13 protein-coding genes are annotated in these 19,745 nt (G+C 47.1%); 10 read left to right on the top strand and 3 right to left on the bottom strand.

Going from position 1 to position 19,745, the window contains the following annotated elements; genetic code table 11:
• Positions 1 to 94: 94 nt before the first annotated feature.
• Positions 95 to 2,803 carry a putative LPS assembly protein LptD gene (locus tag KN811_RS07965; protein ID WP_223129358.1) on the bottom strand — a complete coding sequence of 903 codons (2,709 nt, stop codon included), beginning with the start codon at positions 2,801 to 2,803 and terminating at the stop codon, positions 95 to 97.
• A 338-nt stretch (positions 2,804 to 3,141) separates the two neighbouring features.
• On the opposite strand from KN811_RS07965, the gene KN811_RS07960 reads away from it, so the two are divergent.
• From KN811_RS07960 to KN811_RS07920, 9 genes are all read left to right on the top strand, one after another.
• On the top strand, positions 3,142 to 4,230 hold the full coding sequence (locus KN811_RS07960; protein WP_187964668.1) for an N-acetylmuramoyl-L-alanine amidase family protein: 1,089 nt from the start codon (positions 3,142 to 3,144) through the stop codon (positions 4,228 to 4,230).
• 130 nt (positions 4,231 to 4,360) lie between these two features.
• Positions 4,361 to 5,314, top strand: coding sequence for an MlaD family protein (locus KN811_RS07955; RefSeq protein WP_187964669.1), 954 nt, complete (start codon positions 4,361 to 4,363; stop codon positions 5,312 to 5,314).
• A 109-nt stretch (positions 5,315 to 5,423) separates the two neighbouring features.
• Positions 5,424 to 6,731 (top strand): 4Fe-4S dicluster domain-containing protein, encoded by a 1,308-nt coding sequence (locus tag KN811_RS07950; RefSeq protein WP_187964670.1) that lies wholly within the window; start codon positions 5,424 to 5,426, stop codon positions 6,729 to 6,731.
• A gap of 130 nt (positions 6,732 to 6,861) precedes the next feature.
• Complete coding sequence (locus KN811_RS07945) at positions 6,862 to 7,308, top strand: LNS2 domain-containing protein (protein ID WP_187964671.1); 447 nt, start codon at positions 6,862 to 6,864, stop codon at positions 7,306 to 7,308.
• Between the two features lie 125 nt (positions 7,309 to 7,433).
• Positions 7,434 to 8,213 (top strand): (Fe-S)-binding protein, encoded by a 780-nt coding sequence (locus tag KN811_RS07940; protein WP_223129359.1) that lies wholly within the window; start codon positions 7,434 to 7,436, stop codon positions 8,211 to 8,213.
• Between the two features lie 92 nt (positions 8,214 to 8,305).
• Positions 8,306 to 8,794, top strand: coding sequence for an ABC transporter ATPase (locus KN811_RS07935; RefSeq protein ID WP_187964672.1), 489 nt, complete (start codon positions 8,306 to 8,308; stop codon positions 8,792 to 8,794).
• Between the two features lie 292 nt (positions 8,795 to 9,086).
• Positions 9,087 to 12,008, top strand: coding sequence for a serine hydrolase domain-containing protein (locus KN811_RS07930; protein WP_187964673.1), 2,922 nt, complete (start codon positions 9,087 to 9,089; stop codon positions 12,006 to 12,008).
• A 36-nt stretch (positions 12,009 to 12,044) separates the two neighbouring features.
• On the top strand, positions 12,045 to 13,172 hold the full coding sequence (bshA, locus tag KN811_RS07925) for an N-acetyl-alpha-D-glucosaminyl L-malate synthase BshA (RefSeq protein WP_187964674.1): 1,128 nt from the start codon (positions 12,045 to 12,047) through the stop codon (positions 13,170 to 13,172).
• 70 nt (positions 13,173 to 13,242) lie between these two features.
• Positions 13,243 to 14,661: a M14 family zinc carboxypeptidase gene (locus KN811_RS07920; protein WP_187964675.1), complete on the top strand. Its 1,419-nt coding sequence runs from the start codon at positions 13,243 to 13,245 to the stop codon at positions 14,659 to 14,661.
• 59 nt (positions 14,662 to 14,720) lie between these two features.
• Here the strand turns inward: KN811_RS07920 and KN811_RS07915 are convergent, their stop codons facing one another.
• The gene (locus KN811_RS07915) at positions 14,721 to 17,060 is read right to left on the bottom strand and encodes a transglycosylase domain-containing protein (RefSeq protein ID WP_187964676.1); all 2,340 of its coding nucleotides are present in this window, start codon (positions 17,058 to 17,060) and stop codon (positions 14,721 to 14,723) included.
• Between the two features lie 156 nt (positions 17,061 to 17,216).
• Complete coding sequence (locus KN811_RS07910; RefSeq protein ID WP_187964677.1) at positions 17,217 to 18,485, bottom strand: alginate export family protein; 1,269 nt, start codon at positions 18,483 to 18,485, stop codon at positions 17,217 to 17,219.
• A gap of 388 nt (positions 18,486 to 18,873) precedes the next feature.
• Between KN811_RS07910 and cobA the strand changes: the two genes are divergently transcribed.
• Complete coding sequence (cobA, locus tag KN811_RS07905; protein ID WP_187964678.1) at positions 18,874 to 19,680, top strand: uroporphyrinogen-III C-methyltransferase; 807 nt, start codon at positions 18,874 to 18,876, stop codon at positions 19,678 to 19,680.
• Positions 19,681 to 19,745 lie beyond the last annotated feature (65 nt).

The following is a 19,745-nucleotide window of genomic DNA, read 5'->3' as shown; positions in this document are numbered from 1 at the left end:
TTTTCGGTTTTTATAGTCGAGTTAAAAATTGAAATATTCCATCACAGCCACATCACTTATAATAACTTTAAACCTGCAACTGGCAACCGACAACTTACAACTGCCTGTCCGGGTTCCGTCTTTTTTCCCATTTGATGTCGCTGAGCATGGAGCTCTTTATCCCGATAAAGAAATACCAGGAAGTACGGTTTCCGAATGGGGTCCAGCTGAAGTTCATACGCCAGCTTTCCAGGTCTCTTTCAAAACGGAGCTGGGTATAGGTGAATCCCCTGTTCTTAAAGTCATAGCCCGAGGATATTCCCATACGCCATTTGGGCGACAGTTCCACATTTCCCGAGAACATCAGCGAATTGTTGCTTATTTCGTTTTGCCTGTTGGAGTTGGAGTAGGTCATGGAATAGGCCAGTCGCAGGTCCCAGGGTAGGGTAGCTCCGTAGAACTTGGTATCTTCCTCTTCTTCGTCTTCATCTTCGTCGTCCGGGAACATCCTGCCGTCGCTGAAATCCTGTTGTACACCAAACAGGTCGTCGTCCCTTCCCCCGCTACGCGTATTGTCGTTTTTCCGGTCAATGCTACTGTCTTTGAAAGTCTTGCTCGATATGGTATAGCTCGTAGTAAGATTGGCATTGGTCAGCCGGAACAGGCTTCCCCCGTTGTCGATATTGAACTTTTCAATTCTGCGGCCGCTGTTGTCTATGGCATAGGGGTCGAGCGTTGCCCCGAAATTGATGGTCATCTTGTTGTCAAACAACGGCACACCTCCTGTAACCCGCAAGGGGCTCCACGGCAGGGAATCTGCAGCGATATTGTAGCTGGTAGAAAAGTTGAGGTTATTGAGCAGGGTTATCTTTTTCGGCTCTGTGGCTGTGGTGTCCTTGTCAGTGACTTTGGCCTCCAGGGTGTTGCTGATGGAGATCCCGATGTTGTTGGAATTTCCCCTGCTGGGCGTGCCGTAAATACCACCCTCGAACCGGGTGTATTCCCTGGTCTCGCCCTCTTCATTGGCAATGTATTCATCGTAGTACTGGTCAAACCCGGGAGTGTAACCATAACTTATGGACGGCCGCATGGTATGGCGTATGGCCTGTATCTTTTTGCCCTCTTTAAAAGTGAACATGCCGTAGAGCGTAGTACCCAGGCTGGCGCTGAAATTGTACTGGCCAAAACGGTCAAATCCGTTTATGGTGTCAATAGGAGCTTCCTCCAGTTCAGGGTCGTAATCGTGCCTTCGGATGGTTTTTAGTTGCCATACATCGTCATAGTTGACACTGACCGAAGTACTCAGGTATTTGAATATCTTAAAGTTCGTACTGAGGGGAATGCTGTGCCTGAATCCCGTTTTGGCATCTTCGAACATTTCCTTTTTAAAGAACAGGGAATCCGTGGTCTGAAACCTGTTTTCCGCTCTCAGGTTGTACTGAAAGTTGATATTCTGGAAAAAACCTTTCTTAATGCCCGATTTCGGGGCAAAGGGATAAATACGTTCCATACTGGCCTGCAGCGTAGGCAATGTCATATTGATGACCTCGGTATTGGTGTTTTGTGAGTGTGTAGCAGTAAGACTCAGGTTTACTGCCGGGTATCCGGGGAAGGATTTCGAATAGGAAATGGATGATGTCAGGGTGTTCTGCATATGGTTCCCTGTATTGACCTGGTTGTAGGAATCCTTGTAATACCGGCTGCTACCGAGGTTAAGGCTGGCTGAAAAACGCGAATTGGGATTTGCCTTTGCATCCTGGTTGTGAGACCATTGGATGTTGTACTGGGTTTGCCTGCTGTAATCGGGAAACCCCTTCTGGCTGTTGACGAGGTTCTCAAACCTGAAATTGAAATTCCCGCGAAACTTGTAACGAACGGCGTAGTTGGTCTCGGTGCGAAACCCATAACTTCCGTTGGTGTAATAATCGCCCAGCACGGCCAGGTCCAGGTGGTCGTTGACGGCAAAATAATACCCTCCGTTCTGTAAAAAATACCCCCGGTCGTTCACCTCGCCGAAAGAAGGGAATATCAGGCCCGATTCACTGCTTTTTTCCGACATGGGAAAATAGGCGAACGGTACTGCGATGGGGGTGGGGACATCGGCAATGTACATATTGCTGAATCCGGCGATCACCTTTTTCTTGGGGACGAATTTTGCTTTTCGCACCCGGATGTAATATTCCGGGTCGTCCAGGTTTTTCGAAGTAGTAAGTTTTCCTTCGTGAAGAAAGTATACCGAGTCGTTCTCCTTTTTGGTGACCTCGGCAAATACGTTCATCTCACCTCCCACGGTCTGCTCAGATCTCGAATTCCATATCAGGGCCCTCTGGGTGTCGAAATTGTATCGTATGGAATCCGGCTCTACAATATTGTTGCCCTGTTTAAAATAAGGCGCTTGTGTCAGGGTTCCCGTAGAATCCTTGATACGCCCGGCATAAACCTCCTTTTTTTCATAATCGATAACAATGACACCAGATTTTAATTCCGTGTCCTGATAATAGACTTCCGCTTCATTATAAAGGTATATCTTGTTTTCGCTGCGTACGGTTTTCTGGTAGTCCTTGGCCTTGTACTTGATCTGGTCGTCAATAAATTGTTTTTTCGGGGGTACACTGTCTTTTTTAATGCTGTCCTGGACCGTGCTTATTTGTGTAGTGTCTAGCAGAATATCATTTGCTATGATAGAATCATTGATCTTCAGCTCAGGCAGGGCCTCTTTTATAGAGACTTGCGAAGAATCTTTCCGGGCTTCAATGTTTAATGGTTGTTTTACCGGGGTTTCCTGTGCAAAAAGGAAGGGATGGCAAAACAACAAAATAAGCATTAAAAGTATGTAAGTGATTTTTGCTTGCAATGCTTTAAATCCTATTTTTGTAAAAATATGGCCCGGTGTTCCGCCTGCGGGCCGGGCATAAATTTCCTGTCCTGAGTTTCGTACAGGCAAAGATGTGAAAAAAATATGCGATTTCCTCGTTGCAGGTTTTGATTTTATATTTTTTTGATACACCGGAGACGAGTTTCCCGGAAACCTCCGGGTGTAAAAATATGGCGATTGAGATAAATAACGTGCTCCTTTTTAACAATATTTTCAATACAAGACGTTAAATTAATAATAAGGAGTGAATTAGTGTCAGGTTTATTGCCTCTGTAAAATAAAGATACATGATAAGAAAGGTTTGGTTGTGGCCTGTATTGCTGGCAGGTTTTTTATGGTTGTGTTCTTTCGGAGAAGGGGGAGAGAAAGAAGAAGCAAAAAAAGTTTTTACCGTGGTGCTCGATGCGGGACACGGGGGGCGTGACCCCGGGAAAGTTGCTAATGGAGTAAAGGAAAAGGATATAGCCCTGGATATTGTGCTTTTAATAGGAAAGGAACTGGAAAAGCACGATGACATCAAGGTCGTTTACACGCGTAAGACCGACAAGTTCATCAACCTTTATGTAAGAGGGAAAATAGCCAACGAAGCTAACGCCGATCTTTTCGTTTCTGTCCATTGTAATGCTCATAACTCTAATGCTCATGGTAGTGAGACATATGTGTTGGGATTGCATGCAAACCGTCAGAATTTTGAGGTGGCCAAGACGGAGAACGAAGTGATCTACCTGGAAGAAGATCACGAGACCAATTATGCAGGCTACAATATTAATTCGCCCGAGTCTATTATAGGTCTTACCATAATGCAGGAAGAATTTCTTACCCAGAGCATTCAGTTGGCAAAATTGTTACAGGATAATTTCACGGTAAAACTAAAGCGAAAGAACCGGGGAGTGAAGCAGGCCGGGTTTATAGTGCTTCATCAGACCTTTATGCCCAGTGTGCTCATAGAGACAGGTTTTATAACCAATAGGAATGAGAAAAATTACCTGGCTTCCAAAAAAGGAAAATCAGAAGTGGCTGAAAATATTGCAGAAGCTGTTATTCACTACAAAAAAAACATTACAGACAATATTGCAGTTGACGATATCCCGGTAACTCCTGAAAAAGAAAATGTATCACCCGGTGTGGTGTTTAAGGTGCAAATTGCGGCAGGGCATACTAAAATCGAACCCAAACGCTATAATTTCCGCGGGCTTGAACCCATATCGATGGAAACATTTGGCAGCGCATATCGTTACATGTATGGAGAAACCCCCAGCTATGACGATGCCCGGGAACTGCAAAGGCAAGCCAAAGACAAGGGGTATGATTCCGCCTATATCGTCGCGTATAAGAACGGAGAGCGCATTGCAGTGGATAAAGTGTTGCAGAATTAACGACTTACAATATTCCTATATGTAACCTTCAATATCTGAATCTCAAATCTAACATCTAATATCTCAAATCTAAAAAGCGTCTTAAGAAAATTATTTCTAAATTTGTTCACAACCCAAAAAGCAGGAACATTTGAAGATATCAAGAGAATTTAAGACAGCTATCATAGTTTTAGGCGGTATACTGTTATTTATACTGGGTTTTAGCTATTTGAAATCCAACCCTCTTTTTAAATCCTACAGGACCTATTACGCAGTGTACAACCACGTCGGAGGATTGACCACAGGGACTTCGGTAACCATTAACGGTTTCCCGGTGGGGAAGATATTGGGCATCCGGTTTCTGGATGAAAAAGGCAAGCTGCTGGTAACATTTTCCGTGGAAAACGATTTCGGGTTCTCCAGGAGCAGTAAGGCAGAGCTCTACGACACCGGGATCATTGGCGGAAAGGCCATTCAGATCGTTCCGGTCTTTGACGGGAGCGAAAGATCGGTTTCGGGAGATACCCTGCCGTCTTCCATAAAGCCCGGACTCACGGAACTGGTAACGCAAAAACTCACCCCTTTGCAGGCTCAGCTGGGAAGTATGATCCAGCATGCCGATTCCGTACTTTCCGGAGTAAACAGCATACTCGACGAACAGTCCAGAACAGACCTTAAAGCCAGTATAGCCAATCTCAAAGACATCACAACCAATTTTAAGAGCAGCTCCGTAACCCTGAACGCCCTGCTGCGGGACAACAAGGAAAAACTCGACAGTTCTATCGAAAATATAGAAGGGCTTACAGGTAATCTTAAAGACGTTTCCGGCGCCCTGGCAGAGGCTGACCTGGAACAGACCATGGCCGAATTGCAGCAAACGATAAACGGTTTTAACAATGTCATTGCAAAAATAGACCAGGGAGAAGGCTCTATCGGCAAGCTGCTCAAGGACGAGGAATTGTACGATAACCTCACCGGGGCATCCCTTCAACTGGAGGAGTTGCTGCAGGACATGAAGCTCAATCCCAAAAGATATGTGCATTTTTCCCTGTTCGGCAAAAGGGCTAAACAATATGAGGCCCCCGGGGAAGAGAAAGAGAAATAAACCACTTTGGATTGAAAGTCCGGAGACCACCGGGGGGTGTCAACAGGCACAAAAGAACATACTCATAATTGAAGGAATAGTTTAGAGATTATAATCTAGAAGAGATAACATGGCTATCATACCAAATATAATTTTTGCCGTTGTCCTCATTGCAGGAATAGGTTTCTTTGCAAGGAATGTCCGGAAACTGGCCCGCAATATCCGGCTTGGGAAATCAACAGACAGGTCAGACAACAGGTCACAGCGCTTTAAGAACATGGCCCGTATTGCATTGGGACAGCAAAAAATGGTAGTGCGCCCCGTAGCGGGTATTATGCATATTATTGTATACCTCGGGTTTCTCATTATCAATATCGAGGTCCTGGAGATCATTATAGACGGACTTTTAGGTACACACCGCATATTTTCCTTTCTGGGCGGTTTCTACACCGTGCTTATCGGTGGGTTTGAGATCCTCGCCATACTGGTGCTGGTGGCCGTGACCGTATTCTGGATACGAAGAAATATCATCCGGCTCCAACGCTTCTGGAACCCCGAGATGAAAGGATGGCCAAGGAACGACGGAAACCTGATCCTTTATTTCGAAATGGTGCTGATGGTCCTGTTCCTCGTTATGAACGCCACCGATGCCCCGTTTCAGCAGATGCAGGCGGGAAATGTAATAAGCCGGTTCATCGCACCGTGGTTTGACGGACTGCCGGCATCGACAGTGCATGTTGTCGAACGGAGTGCATGGTGGTTGCACATAGTCGGGATACTGGTCTTTCTCAATTACCTCTACTATTCCAAACACCTGCATATACTGCTGGCATTTCCGAACACCTATTTTGCCAGCCTCAACCCTAAAGGGCAGTTCAATAATCTGGAAGCTGTGACCAATGAAGTAAAACTGATGATGGACCCCAATGCCGACCCGTTCGCTGCTCCGCCGGAGGGTGAGGACGATGCCCCGCCCGAAAAATTCGGTGCATCCGATGTTACCGACCTGAACTGGGTGCAGCTGCTCAATGCCTATACCTGTACCGAATGTGGGCGTTGTACCAGTGAATGCCCGGCAAACCAGACCGGGAAAAAACTATCCCCGAGAAAAATTATGATGGATACCAGGGATCGCCTGGAAGAAGTTGGGAAAAATATAGATAATAATGGTACTTTTGCAGAGGATAACAAGTCATTGTTAGACAATTATATCACCCGGGAAGAACTCTGGGCCTGCACTTCGTGTAATGCCTGTGTGGAAGCCTGCCCGGTGAGTATTGATCCCCTGTCTATTATACTGGACATGAGGCGTTACCTGGTCATGGAACAGTCCGCAGCCCCTGCCGAGTTGAATAACATGATGACCAATATTGAAAACAACGGCGCCCCGTGGCCGTATAACCAGATGGACAGGTTGAACTGGAAGAACGAAGGATAAACAGGGACAGGTGACTGATGACCGATGACTGAAGTAAACATCTGTCACCGGTCATCGGTCCTCCGACAAAAAACAACAAAAATCAAGTATAACCAATCCAAAATGATGTCCGTGAAAGGACACAGAAGCTATGAAAAAGGAAGAAGTAGAAAAGCTGTTACACGACAAAGTAGAGGCCGGAGAACACATAAGCCCTGTATTGCCGGAAGGGATTAAGAACTACCTGATAGATATTGACGGTACCGTAACAGAGGACGTCCCTAATGAAGAACCGGAACGGATGGCCACATGCAAGCCTTTTCCCGATGCCCTGGCTACACTGAACAAATGGTACGAAGAAGGGCATATCATTACTTTTTTCACCTCCCGTACGGAAGATCACAGAGAGGTGACCGAAGAATGGCTGGACAGGCACGGCTTTAAATACCATGGACTCCTGATGGGAAAACCCAGGGGAGGTAACTATCACTGGGTAGACAATCACCTGGTAAGAGCCACAAGATACAATGGCAAGTTTACCGATCTTATAGAAAAGGAAGTCACCATCGAGGTGTTCGACGACGGAAAACACGACTAAACTATCGGGATTTACGATTACAGGACATAAGACATAGGGCTAACTTTGCCTGTTGCAGGTAGAAATCAGGGGCCATACGTCGTAAGTCATAAATCGTAAGTCCTGAGTCATAAATCGTAATTTTTATGAAAGTACCTACCATGGCCGAAATGATGGCCGAAGGCAGGCAACCCGAAGTATTGTTCTGGGTAGGCTGTGCCGGGAGCTTTGACGACAGGGCCAAAAAGATCACCAAAGCATTCGTAAAGTTGCTCAACAAGGCCAACGTGGAATTTGCTGTACTGGGAACGGAGGAGAGTTGCACCGGAGACCCTGCCAAAAGGGCCGGGAATGAATTTCTCTTTCAGATGCAGGCGGTGACCAATATAGAGGTACTCAACGGCTATGAGGTAAAAAAGATCGTTACCGCATGCCCCCATTGTTTTAATACCCTGAAAAACGAATATCCTTCCCTGGGAGGAGATTATAAGGTAATGCACCATACCCAGTTCCTGAAATCCCTGCTCGAAGAAGGCAGGCTCGCCATAGAAGGCGGCAAGTTCAAGGGGAAGCGCGTTACCTATCACGATCCCTGCTATCTCGGAAGGGCTAACGGGGTTTACGAAGCCCCGCGGGAACTTATCCGGAAACTCGATGTGGAACTGGTGGAAATGCGCAAATGCAAAAAAGCCGGACTTTGCTGCGGGGCCGGAGGTGCCCAGATGTTCAAGGAACCCGAAAAAGGGAATAAGGACGTCAACATCGAAAGGACCGAACAGGCCCTGGAAACCCGCCCTGATATTGTAGCTGCCGGATGCCCCTTTTGCAATACCATGATGACAGATGGTGTGAAAAACAAAGAAAAAGAGGCTGAAATAGCCGTTATGGATGTGGCAGAGCTTATAGCCAATGCAGAAGAATTATAAAGGGAGAGACTTATAACGATAGGACCTAAGACATAGGACCTTTTCTGTTGTTCTAAGTCCTTAAGTCGTAAATTGTAAATCAAAAATTAACCATGTATATTCCGTTCAAAGAGCTCCCTGATACATCTAGAATATGGATATATCAGGCCAACAGGAGTTTTACCGAAGAAGAGCTGGAGGAGATAAAGGCCAGAACAGAAGCATTTTTAAAGGAGTGGACAGTTCACGGAGCAGCCCTTCAGGCCGGCTTTGAAATACGCTACAAACGTTTTATCATTATAGGCCTTAACCAGGAAGCCAATGCAGCATCCGGATGCTCCATAGATGCCTCTGTACACTTTATCCAGCAATTGGAAAAGAATTATGAAGTAGACCTGCTGGACAAGATGAACGTGTCCTATAAACAAGGGGAATTCGTAGCCTATAAAACCCTGACCGAATTCAGGGAAATGGCCAAAAACAAGGCTGTTTCCGGAAAGACCATCGTCTTCAATAACCTCGTGGCCAACAAACAGGAATACGAAGAACACTGGGAAGTCCCCGCCGCCGAAAGCTGGCATTCCCGATTTATAAAATCATAATCCCACAGGGGGTGCAATACTTTGCGCCCTTACATAATACATGCCCCCTGTAAAATCCCATTGCTATTTTTACCTACAACCTACAACCTACAACCTACAACCTACAACCTACAACCTACAACCTACAACCTACAACCTACAATCTACAACCTACAACCTACAACCTACAACCTGCAACCGTGCATGAACACACCAATCCCCGCTTGTTAATAATATTGTCAGCAACTTAGACTTTTTAATTTCCCCGGATAACCGTATCTTGCCTCTGTTTTTCTGAAAAGTAAGGAACTCTATGAAGAAGATTTTGGCACTGCTGCTTGCGGTTCCGGTGTGGGGCATGGCCCAGCAAACCGATCCGCTACTGAGCGGAAACGAATATTTACAGCAAAAATGGGTGGACAGTATTTATGGGCAAATGAGCCTGAAAGAAAAGATCGGACAGCTCTTTATGATCGATGTCTTCCCCGAACAGGGCGAACAAAAAATAAAACGCGCCGAAGAACTCATCCGGGAATATCATGTAGGAGGGGTGATCTTCTTCAAGGGCAATCCCCATCAACAGGCCGTACTTACCAATAAATACCAGGCGATGTCCAAGGTGCCGCTACTCGTTGGAATGGATGCCGAATGGGGGCTGGCCATGCGGCTCGACTCCACTTTCGCCTACCCGTGGAACATGACCCTGGGGGCCGTAAAGAACAACAAACTCATAGAGCAGGTAGGCTACCAGATAGGAAGACATGCCCGCCGCCTGGGAGTGCATATTAATTTTGCGCCGGATATCGATATCAATACCAATCCCGAAAACCCCATTATCGGCAACCGGTCTTTCGGTGAGGACAAGCACAATGTAGCCGAAAAAGGAGCTGCTTTTGCCCGGGGTATGCGTAATGCCCGTGTGCTGGCCAGTGGTAAACACTTTCCGGGGCACGGAGACACACAGACCGATTCGCACAAAACCCTGCCCACCATCTCCTTTAGCCGGAGCAGGTTGAACCATGTGGAGCTATATCCCTATAACCGCCTGATTTCCGAAAATCTCGAAAGCGTTATGGTAGGCCACCTCAATGTGCCCGCCCTGGAAAGCCGGGACGGATATCCCTCCTCGATTTCCAGAAGTATCATTACCGGGCTGCTTAAAGAAGAACTGGGCTTTAAAGGCTTGATATTCACCGATGCCCTGAATATGAAAGGGGCATCCAATTTTACCGCCCCGGGCGATATAGACCTCGCCGCCTTCCAGGCCGGTAACGATATGCTGGTTATGTCTATCGATGTGCCCAAAGCCAGTCAAAAACTTACAGAAGCCTATGAAAAAGGACAAATAGCCGAGGAAAGGCTCGAATATTCCGTAAAAAAGATCCTAAAAGCCAAGTTCAAGGTGGGGCTGGCGAAGTACACGCCCATAAAGACCGAAAACCTGTACCGGGACCTGAATACGCAAAGGGACAGCCTGTTGGAAGAAGAAATATATGCCAATGCCATTACCGTGGCCAGGAACCAGGACAGCCTGGTGCCGCTTACCCGACTGGAAGAGAAAAAGATAGCCTATGTACACTTTGGGGACGACAAGGGTGATGAATTTCTGAAGGCCCTGAACCACTATGCCCGGGTGGATGAAGTAAAAGGAAATAAGCTGGATGAGCTTCTCAAAGGACTGGCCTCTTATAACACCGTGATCATAGGTCATCACAGGTCTAATGGTTCTGCCTGGAAACCTCACGATTTTACGGTTAAAGAACTGACCTGGCTTTATGAGATCGCAAAAGAGAAGAAGGTGGTACTGACCACTTTTGTTAAACCCTATAACCTTCTTAAATTAAGTACGCTCGAAAACATAGAAAGTATCGTTGTAGGATACCAGAACACCCAGGTAGCACAACGAAAGGCAGCCGAGGTTATATTCGGGGCTATCGGGGCCAGGGGAGCGCTCCCTGTGACGGCCAATAAAGAACTCCCGGTCAATACCGGGATAGAAACGAAACCCCTCGGGAGGCTGCAATACGGCATTCCCGAAAGTGTGGGCATGAACTCCGGAACCCTCAAAAAAATAGATTCCATCGCAAAAGAAGCCATAAAGACCCTCGTTATGCCCGGCGCGCAAATACTCGTGGCCAGGAAAGGGAAAGTGATCTACAACAAGAGCTTCGGAAGACATACCTACACTGGCAACCGGGAAGTGAACAATGACGATATCTACGATGTGGCATCCCTGACCAAAATACTGGCTACACTCCCCATGATCATGAAAATGAACGATGAAGAAAAGATCACCATGAATTCCGGCCTCGGAGACATTCTACCGGGGCTCAAAGGTACCAACAAGGAAAAAATAAGCATTAAAGACGTTTTGCTTCACTACGGGAGAATAAAGCCGTGGATACCTTTTTATCGTCATACGGTAGATAAGGACACCCGCAAACCCCTGGAAAAGTATTATCGGAAAAGCCCGCAGGGGAATTTTACCGTAAAAGTGGCGGAACACCTGTATATGCGCGAAGATTACAGGGATTCCATTTTCGGAGAAATAAAGAAGAGCGATCTGTTGTCCAGAAAAGGATACAGGTACAGTGACCTCGGTTACTATATGCTGCAAAAATTTATTGAGAGCTCTTACGGCAGTTCCCTGGACTCTCTTGACGAAAAGTATTTTTATGCCTCCCTCGGTGCGGACAGGACCATGTTCAATCCCCTGGATAGAGGGGTGAGTAAGGAAAAGATAGTGCCTTCGGAAGCTGATGACTATTTCAGGCACCAGGTCATTCACGGTTATGTACACGATATGGGGGCGGCAATGAAAGGAGGGGTCTCCGGGCATGCGGGCCTGTTCTCAAATGCCGGCGATATTGCCAAGATCATGCAGATGTACATGCAAAAAGGGTATTACGGAGGAAAACGCTACTTTAAAGAAGGAACATTAGATAAGTTTAATACCTGTTACTACTGCGACCGGAAGGTAAGGCGCGGTCTGGGCTTTGACAAACCCCGCCCGGAAAGCCTCGGAAAAGAAATGTATGAAAAGGTTCCCTCCAGTTGTTTTTGCCATTCCGGTTTTACCGGTACATATGCCTGGGCAGACCCGGAAAATGAAATAGTATACGTATTTTTGTCTAACCGGACCTATCCGACGGCAAGTAACCGGAAACTGATCACCAAGGGAACAAGGACCGAGGTGCTTCGTGTTATTTACGACGCGATCGAAGATAAAAAATAAGTCGGACTCCGGACACCCAACTCAAAAACAACACACATGAAAATAGGAATCGTATGTTATCCCACCTTTGGCGGGAGTGGTGTAGTAGCCACCGAACTCGGTATTGCCTTGGGCAACAGGGGGCATGAAGTACATTTTATTACCTATAAGCAACCCGTTCGGCTGGCCTTGCTGAGCAGCAATATCCACTTTCACGAGGTTCACGTGCCCACCTATCCGCTTTTTCACTATCAGCCCTATGAACTGGCCTTGTCCAGCAAGCTGGTAGACATGGTGAAGCTGCATAAAATAGAATTGCTTCATGTACACTATGCCATTCCCCATGCCTATGCCGGGTATATGGCCAAACAGATGCTGGCCGAAGAAGGGATCTCCATTCCGATGGTCACTACCCTGCACGGCACGGACATTACCCTGGTAGGGAGCCATCCGTTTTACAAGCCGGCAGTGACCTTCAGCATCAATAAATCGGATGTGGTGACCTCGGTTTCCCAAAGCCTGAAGGAGGATACACTGCGCCTTTTCGATGTGAAGAATGATATTCATGTGGTGCCCAACTTCATCGATATGAGCAAATACAAATCGAAATTCACCGATTGCCAGCGCAGCATGATGGCCGATGAAGATGAAAAGATCATCACCCATATCAGTAATTTCAGGAAAGTAAAGCGCATAAAGGATGTGATCCGTATATTTAACGAAGTGCAGAAAAAGATCCCTGCCAAGCTGCTTATGATAGGGGAAGGGCCGGAGAAAGAAGGGGCTGAGCTTTTGTGTAAAGAACTCGGAATAGCAGAAAAGGTACTCTATCTCGGTAACAGTAATGAAATAGACAGGATACTCTGCTTTTCCGACCTTTTCCTGCTCCCGTCAGAAACAGAGAGTTTTGGCCTGGTGGCGCTGGAAGCCATGGCCAATAGTGCCCCGGTGATCTCCAGTGATACGGGGGGAATACCGGAAGTGAACAAACAGGGAATAACCGGATTTCTGAGTAAGGTAGGCGATGTGGAAGAGATGTCCCGAAACGCCCTGAAACTGCTTTCTGATGAGAAAATGTTGAAACAATTCAAACAGAATGCCAGGGAAGAAGCAGAAAAATTCGATATCGAAAAGATCGTTCCGCTCTATGAGGAAATTTACCAGAAGGCGTTTACCATAGCCTGATATTTACCGGATGCGGTAACGGAACATACCTCTGAAGGGCTTGTTTTATATTTATTCAAAACCCAGGACCATGAAAAAGCTGTTTTATATCCTGCTCTTCCTTATAATATCCGGATGGAATTGTTCCGGGCAGGGAGATGCAACCGGAAAAACCGTTCCGGAAAAGGAAATACTCGACCGGGCTTTTGAAACGTACAGGGAAAAGCAGATCACTGACCGGAGATTCAAACACAAGGACATTGTACCGCTCATACGAAAAAGAAAGGCAAAAGGGGGGCTTTCTGTAAAAGAACTCGGCACATCCGTAGAAGGGCGCAGTATCTATCAACTGACCTGCGGAAAAGGAAAGACCAGGGTGATGTTGTGGTCGCAGATGCACGGCGACGAAAGTACCGCTACGATGGCCCTGTTCGATATTTTTAATTTCCTGGAAGGCCAAAATGATGGTTTTGACGATCTGAGAAACCGTATCCTGGAAAATACAAGCCTGTATTTTATCCCTATGCTCAATCCCGACGGAGCAGAAAAGTTCCGGCGGAGGAACAGTTATGACTTTGACCTGAACCGGGATGCCGTACGTACGGCTGCTCCCGAATCCGGGATCCTTCGCGGGGCCCGGGAAAGGGAAAACCCCGATTTTGGCTTTAACCTTCACGACCAGAGTATTTACTATAACGTGTCCGGGACCTCCAATCCGGCAACGATCTCTGTACTTGCTCCTGCGTTTAACGAAGCCCGGGAGGTGAACGATGTGCGGAAGCGGGCCATGCAGGTCATTGTGGGGATGGACCATTTGCTGCAACAATATATACCGCAGGGTGTGGGGAAATATAACGATGCCTTTGAACCCCGTGCCTTTGGCGATAATTTTCAGAAATGGGGTACCAGCACCATTCTCATCGAATCCGGAGGCTACCGGGATGACCCGGAAAAGCAGTATATCCGCAAACTGAACTTTGTGGCCATTCTCAATGCCCTTTCGGAAATAGCCTCTGGGAATTACACCAAATACGATACAGAAGAATATTTCAGTATTCCTGATAATGACTCCAAACTGACCGGCCTCCTCATCAAAAATATAACGGTAGAAAGAGCCGGAAAAACTTATATGACGGATATCAGCCTTAAAAAAGGAGATGGCCCTGCACGTGTTTCCGATCTCGGTGACCTGTCTGTTTTTTATGGTTATGAAGAATTTGATGCTACGGGTTATACCTGGATGCCCGGGAAAGTCTATGAAAAAATATATCCCTCTCCTGCAGACGTATATCCGGATGAAGCGATTTCAATACTCAAAAAGGGATATGCCGCTGTCCGTGTAAGTTCCCTGCCGGGAGAAGACAGGCCGGCAGATCTCCCGGTATTGCTGCTTCAGGGCAAAGAAGAAATTTCTCCGGAACTCTTCATTGGCCGCAACGGCCATTTTTTCCTGGCCAGGGACGGCAAGCCGGTATATGCGGTGGCTGATGGAAAATTGTTGAAGTTATAGTTTTTCAGAAACTCTCGGTACTGAACAGCACGCTATAAAATTTGTAAGCGGACAAACTATTAATTTTTATCCTTCTTACCGAAAAGCCGTTTAAAGAAGCCTTTCTTTTTTTTCTTCTTTTTTTGTTCCCTTCGCTCTATCCTTTCCATTTTCCTTTTTTCGCGGGTCTCTTTTCTGCGAACCTTGTCCGGATTGCCGAAGAAACGCTCCAGGAAGGTATCTTCCCGTTTAGGGTCACAGTTCAGTTCTTCCATAACGAAGGGAGAGACCGGTGCAAATCGGGCAGCCGTATACCGGTTATAAATGGTGTCCTTGTTCATTTTTTGTATAAACCGGGCAAAGACCGGGAGGGCGGAATTGGCTCCCTGCCCTATACGGGTACTGCGGAAACCTATCCGGTGATCGTCAGAGCCTACCCAGGTCACGGTGACGAGATTGGGGGTAATGCCTACAAACCAGCCGTCTTTGTTGGACTGTGTGGTCCCGGTCTTGCCTGCAATGGCATTGTTCAGCTTATAGGCATACCGTAGCCGGACAGCCGTACCTTCGTTTACCGTGGCTTTCATCATTTCCAGCATTACCTGCCGGGTATGTTCGGAAAAAGCGGGCCTGGCCTTATTTTCGGGCTGGAATTCGGCCAGAACATTTCCCTTATCGTCTTCAATACGGGTAATGAAAAACGGCTTTACAGGCCGGCTGTTGTTTACATAAGAGGCATAAGCCCCTGCCATCTCTTCCACACTGATCCCGGCTGTGCCAAGTGCCAGTGAAGGTACTTTAGGAAGGGGAGAAACGATCCCCATTTTCTTCGCCATGGCTATGGTGTTGTCTATCCCGGCAAAATCTAGCACTTTTACTGCTACGGTGTTGATGGAATGGCTCAGGGCGTATTTCAGGGAATAGTTTACAAACTCTTCTTCCTCCTTATCCGTGGCATTGGAAGGGCTCCACCCGTCATATTCTTCATAAACCACCTTTCTCGGTGAAAAATAAGTACAGGGAAACAGCCCGTTCTCAATGGCTGTGGTGTATACAATGGGTTTAAAAGTAGACCCTACCTGCCTTTTGCTCTGACGGACGTGGTCGTATTTAAAATACTTGTAGTTAATGCCTCCTATCCAGGTGCGCACAGCTCCGGTATGCGGGTCTATACTGACCATCCCCGTGTTGAGGAACTTCAGGTAGTGCCGGATACTGTCTATGGTACTGGCGTTGACAATTTTGTTTTCCTCCCAGTCAAACAGTTCTATTTTACGGGATTTGTTCAGGGAGTCCATGATCTTTTTCTCTTCCCAGCCCTTTTGTTTCAGGGAAAGGTAAGGCTCGGAGCTCTTTACGGCCTCTTCGATCATTTTCGTATTGGTGATCCAGGGAGCCCTTTTTCCATAGCTTTTTTCGAACTGTTGTTGTAGTGAGGTAAGGTGTTCCCGCATGGCTTCTTCGGCAAGCTGTTGCATTTTGGCATCGAGTGTAGTGTATATCCGTAGCCCGTCGCGATAGATGTCGTAGGTCTCGCCATCTTCGCGCGGGTTGGCGGCACACCAGGCTTCCACTTCCTTTTTTACCTGTTCACGGAAGTAGGGGGCGATCCCCTCGTCATGGGAATAAGCGGTGTACCGAAGTTCTGTGGGCAGCGCTTTCAGGCTGTCGTATTGTGCTTCTTCCAGGTAGTGGTATTTTTCCATTTGACGGAGCACCGTGTTCCGCCGTTTTGTACTTTTTTCCGGGAACAACCGGGGGTTGTAGTAATAATTGGCTTTGAGCATTCCCACCAGGGTGGCAGCTTCTTCAGTTTTAAGCCGCCTGGCTCTCTTGTTAAAGAATTTATAGGAAGCGCTTTCTATGCCGAAGGTGTTGTCGCTAAAGGGGACCGTGTTGAGGTAAAGTGTCAGTATCTCTTCTTTAGTATATACCTTTTCTATACGTTTGGCAATGATCATTTCCCGCAATTTGTTCACAGCAATGCCCAGCCTGCCATAGTTTTTCCGCTTGTAGAGGTTTTTGGCCAGTTGTTGGGTAATGGTGCTTCCGCCCCCGGACGAGTCGTCCATAAGCAGGATACTTTTAAAGAATACCCTGAAAAAACTCCTGTAATCAATGCCGTTATGGTCGTAATACCGGAAGTCTTCCGTGGCGACCAGGGCGTCGATCAGGTTTTGGGGAATGTCTTCATAGGGAATAGATTGCCTGTCGAACAAATAGTATTTGCCGATAAGTTTATCTTCCAGCCCGTAAACTTCCGAGGCTTCGTTCTGAACGATTTCCTTCAGCTCTCCCCGGGAAGGAATAGGCCCCCATAACCCAAAATATACGCTCCAGTAAAACAGGATAAAAGCCACTACCAGTCCACCTGCGCCCCATAAGGCCCATCTCAGCCATTTCGATCTAATCTTTTGCATACGCTAATATATACGCAAAATGAATGATCTTAGTATGTTTATTCGCAAAATTTTAAATTATTAATCGGTATAAAGGCAAAAACATAGCCGGACAGGAGATTGTTACACCCTGAATAATCACATTTTTAATTGAGGTCGTCCGGTTCCCTGCTCCGGTTAAAATGTATGTGAAAACAATTCCGGTTTTACGATGAGCATTACCCATGCCCAATGGTTGGTATTATCAGGTGTCCTCCCCTTTAGGTAGCCCATGCCGTCTGCGGCGAACATATGGGAATATCCGGCGGCCAGCTTTACGCTTTTTATGAGATTTTTTGAGTACACCAGGTCTATTTCCGTGCCCAGGTATCGATCTGCTTCATTGCCTGAATCGTCGAAGAGGGCGGCATTGGAAGAGAAATAATGTCCCTGGAGCTGCAACACGGATTTTTTGCCCAGGACGAAATTCACCTTGCCGAAATAATCGTTTAATCCTGTACTGTTGGCGTGGTTCCCTACGTAAAAATAGTCCATAAAACCGTTAAATTTGTGATTGGTTCCGTAGAGCGGAAAAAAAGAACGGTTGTCCCCGTCGCTGTCCTGGCCGGTACCGCTCAGAATTTCAAGGCCGAGTCCCAGGGAAACCTTTCCCGTCTTGTACAAACCTTCCAGGGATAGCAGGTAGGCGCTCAGGTCCCGGGTGGGATCGGCCTTGCCGAACTGGTAATAGGCGCTACCGGTTATTTTAGCTTTCCCGAAAGAAAGTTGAAGGTAGGTCCCTGCGGTGTGGCGATAAAACACACCGTCCGGATTTTCTTTTTCATCAAACTTCTGAAAGCCGTTGTTGAGAAACAGGAAACTGCCCGAGAGCTTGTTCCAGTCCCTGTGGAGGTAGGCGTATTGCATGGTTTTGTAACTGAAAAAGGCCGTGGGTGAATATGCGGTACCTTCGGCAGCGAGATTTTCCTGGTTAAAGGCAAATCCGAAGTCTGCTTTCCAACGGTTTTTGGTATAACGGAGCAGGGCTGCGTCGTGCGATCTCCCCTGCATGGCCCAGTCTACCTCGCCCAGGATGCGCTCGTTGTCATAGGCGATAGCCTGTCTTCCGGCCTTTACCGACCAGTTTTCGTGAAAAAACAACTCGGCCCAGGCTTCGAAAATGGAAAAGGAATGATTCCCATCCGTGGCCGATAGCTGGGGTGTATCGCCCCATACACTGACATCCTGCAGTTTCAGGGTGATTTTCAGTTTTTCGGTACCGTAATCCAGGTTCAGGCGGGAACGCTGGATGACACCTGCCCCGGGTTCGGCATCGTCCGGGAACAGATTGCCGAAACCGTGACGGTATTCGAAACGGGGACGTATATCCGTGCTGACATTAAAATTCTGGGAATACGAATAAGGGAAGGCCAGGATGACCAGGACCCAAAAGAATTTGATTTTCATAGCAATATCTTTTTTAGAAATCAAATCTAAGTAAAAATACTTACTTTATATACGTATTTTTATTTGTTTTTTTTATATTTGATCCGTATTAGCTTTTTACTGACCATGTTGTGTCAACAATGAAGTGTTCCTCGATCGTCCCCGGGATACCGGGGGCGGGAGAGGTCTTTTCAGAAGATGTAAGGTGAAGAGGGTACCGGAAATTTTATGGCTCACTTTTCGCAACAATTGGCGGTCATTACGTAATTTAGCAACTGACATATTAATGGATGTCCATACTCTTGAATCTCATGTTACAATAGGGGCCGGGGTTGAAAAGGGCCGACCATTGCCATCTTTTGGTCAAACCTTTTTCGGCCCCGGTAAAAACATTAAAAACAGCATACCCATGAAAAAACAGCCCAAACTGACCCTGATAGGAGCAGGCCCGGGAGATCCGGAACTCATTACCCTGAAAGCCGTAAAGGCCCTGGCCCTGGCCGATGTGGTCCTGTACGATGCCCTGGTAGATCCGGAATTGCTGTCGCATGCACCGCAGGCCGAAAAGGTCTTTGTAGGGAAACGAAAAGGGGCACACCAGTTCTCACAGGAAGAGATCAACCGGCTTATTGTGGACAAGGCGCTCAACAATGGCCATGTGGTCCGGTTAAAAGGGGGAGACCCCAATGTCTTTGGCAGGGGGGCGGAAGAAGTGGAGTATGCGGAGAATTTTGGTGTTATGACCAGTATTATTCCCGGGATCATATCGGCTATTGCCGTTCCGGCCGGCCAGGGCATTCCGGTGACGCGCCGCAGGGTGGCGGAAAGTTTCTGGGTGGTTACCGGAACGACCTCCGCGGGAGCATTGTCCGGTGACATCAGGCTTGCCGCACAATCGACCGCTACCGTGATCATATTGATGGGGATGGGCAAATTGCGGGAAATCGTTTCCGTATACCGGGAATGCGGTAAAAACGACCTTCCCGTAGCCGTAATACAGAACGGAACTACCATGACGGAAAGGGCCGGTTATGGCACCATTGATACCATAGAAGAAGTAGTTCGGAAAGAAGGGCTTTCATCACCCGCAGTGATCGTTACAGGAGAAGTGGTAAAATATGCTTCCGCACTTGCCGGATATTATGAAGAGGAATTTCTTGAAGACGAATTTCTGTTCCAGAACCTGAATCTTTTGCCGTTTTTGAAGAGGGGATAAGACGGTACTTATTGCAAACGAGCATCAGGTATGGGCCGTTGCAATCGTTAATATAAAAGTTCGGG

Origin of the sequence: Sinomicrobium weinanense (genome assembly GCF_018863395.1) — a bacterium.
GTDB lineage: Bacteria > Bacteroidota > Bacteroidia > Flavobacteriales > Flavobacteriaceae > Sinomicrobium > Sinomicrobium weinanense.
Note: the sequence above shows the minus strand (reverse complement) of the source record. Positions and strands in the feature narration are given on the sequence as shown.

What these genes read in the sequence shown, in the direction of transcription:
- KN811_RS07950 (WP_187964670.1), top strand. Translation starts at nt 5,424, where the DNA reads ATGGCTATCATACCAAATATAATTTTTGCCGTTGTCCTCATTGCAGGA.
- KN811_RS07910 (WP_187964677.1), bottom strand. Translation starts at nt 18,485, where the DNA reads ATGAAAATCAAATTCTTTTGGGTCCTGGTCATCCTGGCCTTCCCTTAT.
- KN811_RS07930 (WP_187964673.1), top strand. Translation starts at nt 9,087, where the DNA reads ATGAAGAAGATTTTGGCACTGCTGCTTGCGGTTCCGGTGTGGGGCATG.
- cobA (WP_187964678.1), top strand. Translation starts at nt 18,874, where the DNA reads ATGAAAAAACAGCCCAAACTGACCCTGATAGGAGCAGGCCCGGGAGAT.
- KN811_RS07940 (WP_223129359.1), top strand. Translation starts at nt 7,434, where the DNA reads ATGAAAGTACCTACCATGGCCGAAATGATGGCCGAAGGCAGGCAACCC.
- KN811_RS07960 (WP_187964668.1), top strand. Translation starts at nt 3,142, where the DNA reads ATGATAAGAAAGGTTTGGTTGTGGCCTGTATTGCTGGCAGGTTTTTTA.
- KN811_RS07915 (WP_187964676.1), bottom strand. Translation starts at nt 17,060, where the DNA reads ATGCAAAAGATTAGATCGAAATGGCTGAGATGGGCCTTATGGGGCGCA.
- KN811_RS07945 (WP_187964671.1), top strand. Translation starts at nt 6,862, where the DNA reads ATGAAAAAGGAAGAAGTAGAAAAGCTGTTACACGACAAAGTAGAGGCC.
- KN811_RS07935 (WP_187964672.1), top strand. Translation starts at nt 8,306, where the DNA reads ATGTATATTCCGTTCAAAGAGCTCCCTGATACATCTAGAATATGGATA.
- KN811_RS07965 (WP_223129358.1), bottom strand. Translation starts at nt 2,803, where the DNA reads ATGCTTATTTTGTTGTTTTGCCATCCCTTCCTTTTTGCACAGGAAACC.
- bshA (WP_187964674.1), top strand. Translation starts at nt 12,045, where the DNA reads ATGAAAATAGGAATCGTATGTTATCCCACCTTTGGCGGGAGTGGTGTA.
- KN811_RS07920 (WP_187964675.1), top strand. Translation starts at nt 13,243, where the DNA reads ATGAAAAAGCTGTTTTATATCCTGCTCTTCCTTATAATATCCGGATGG.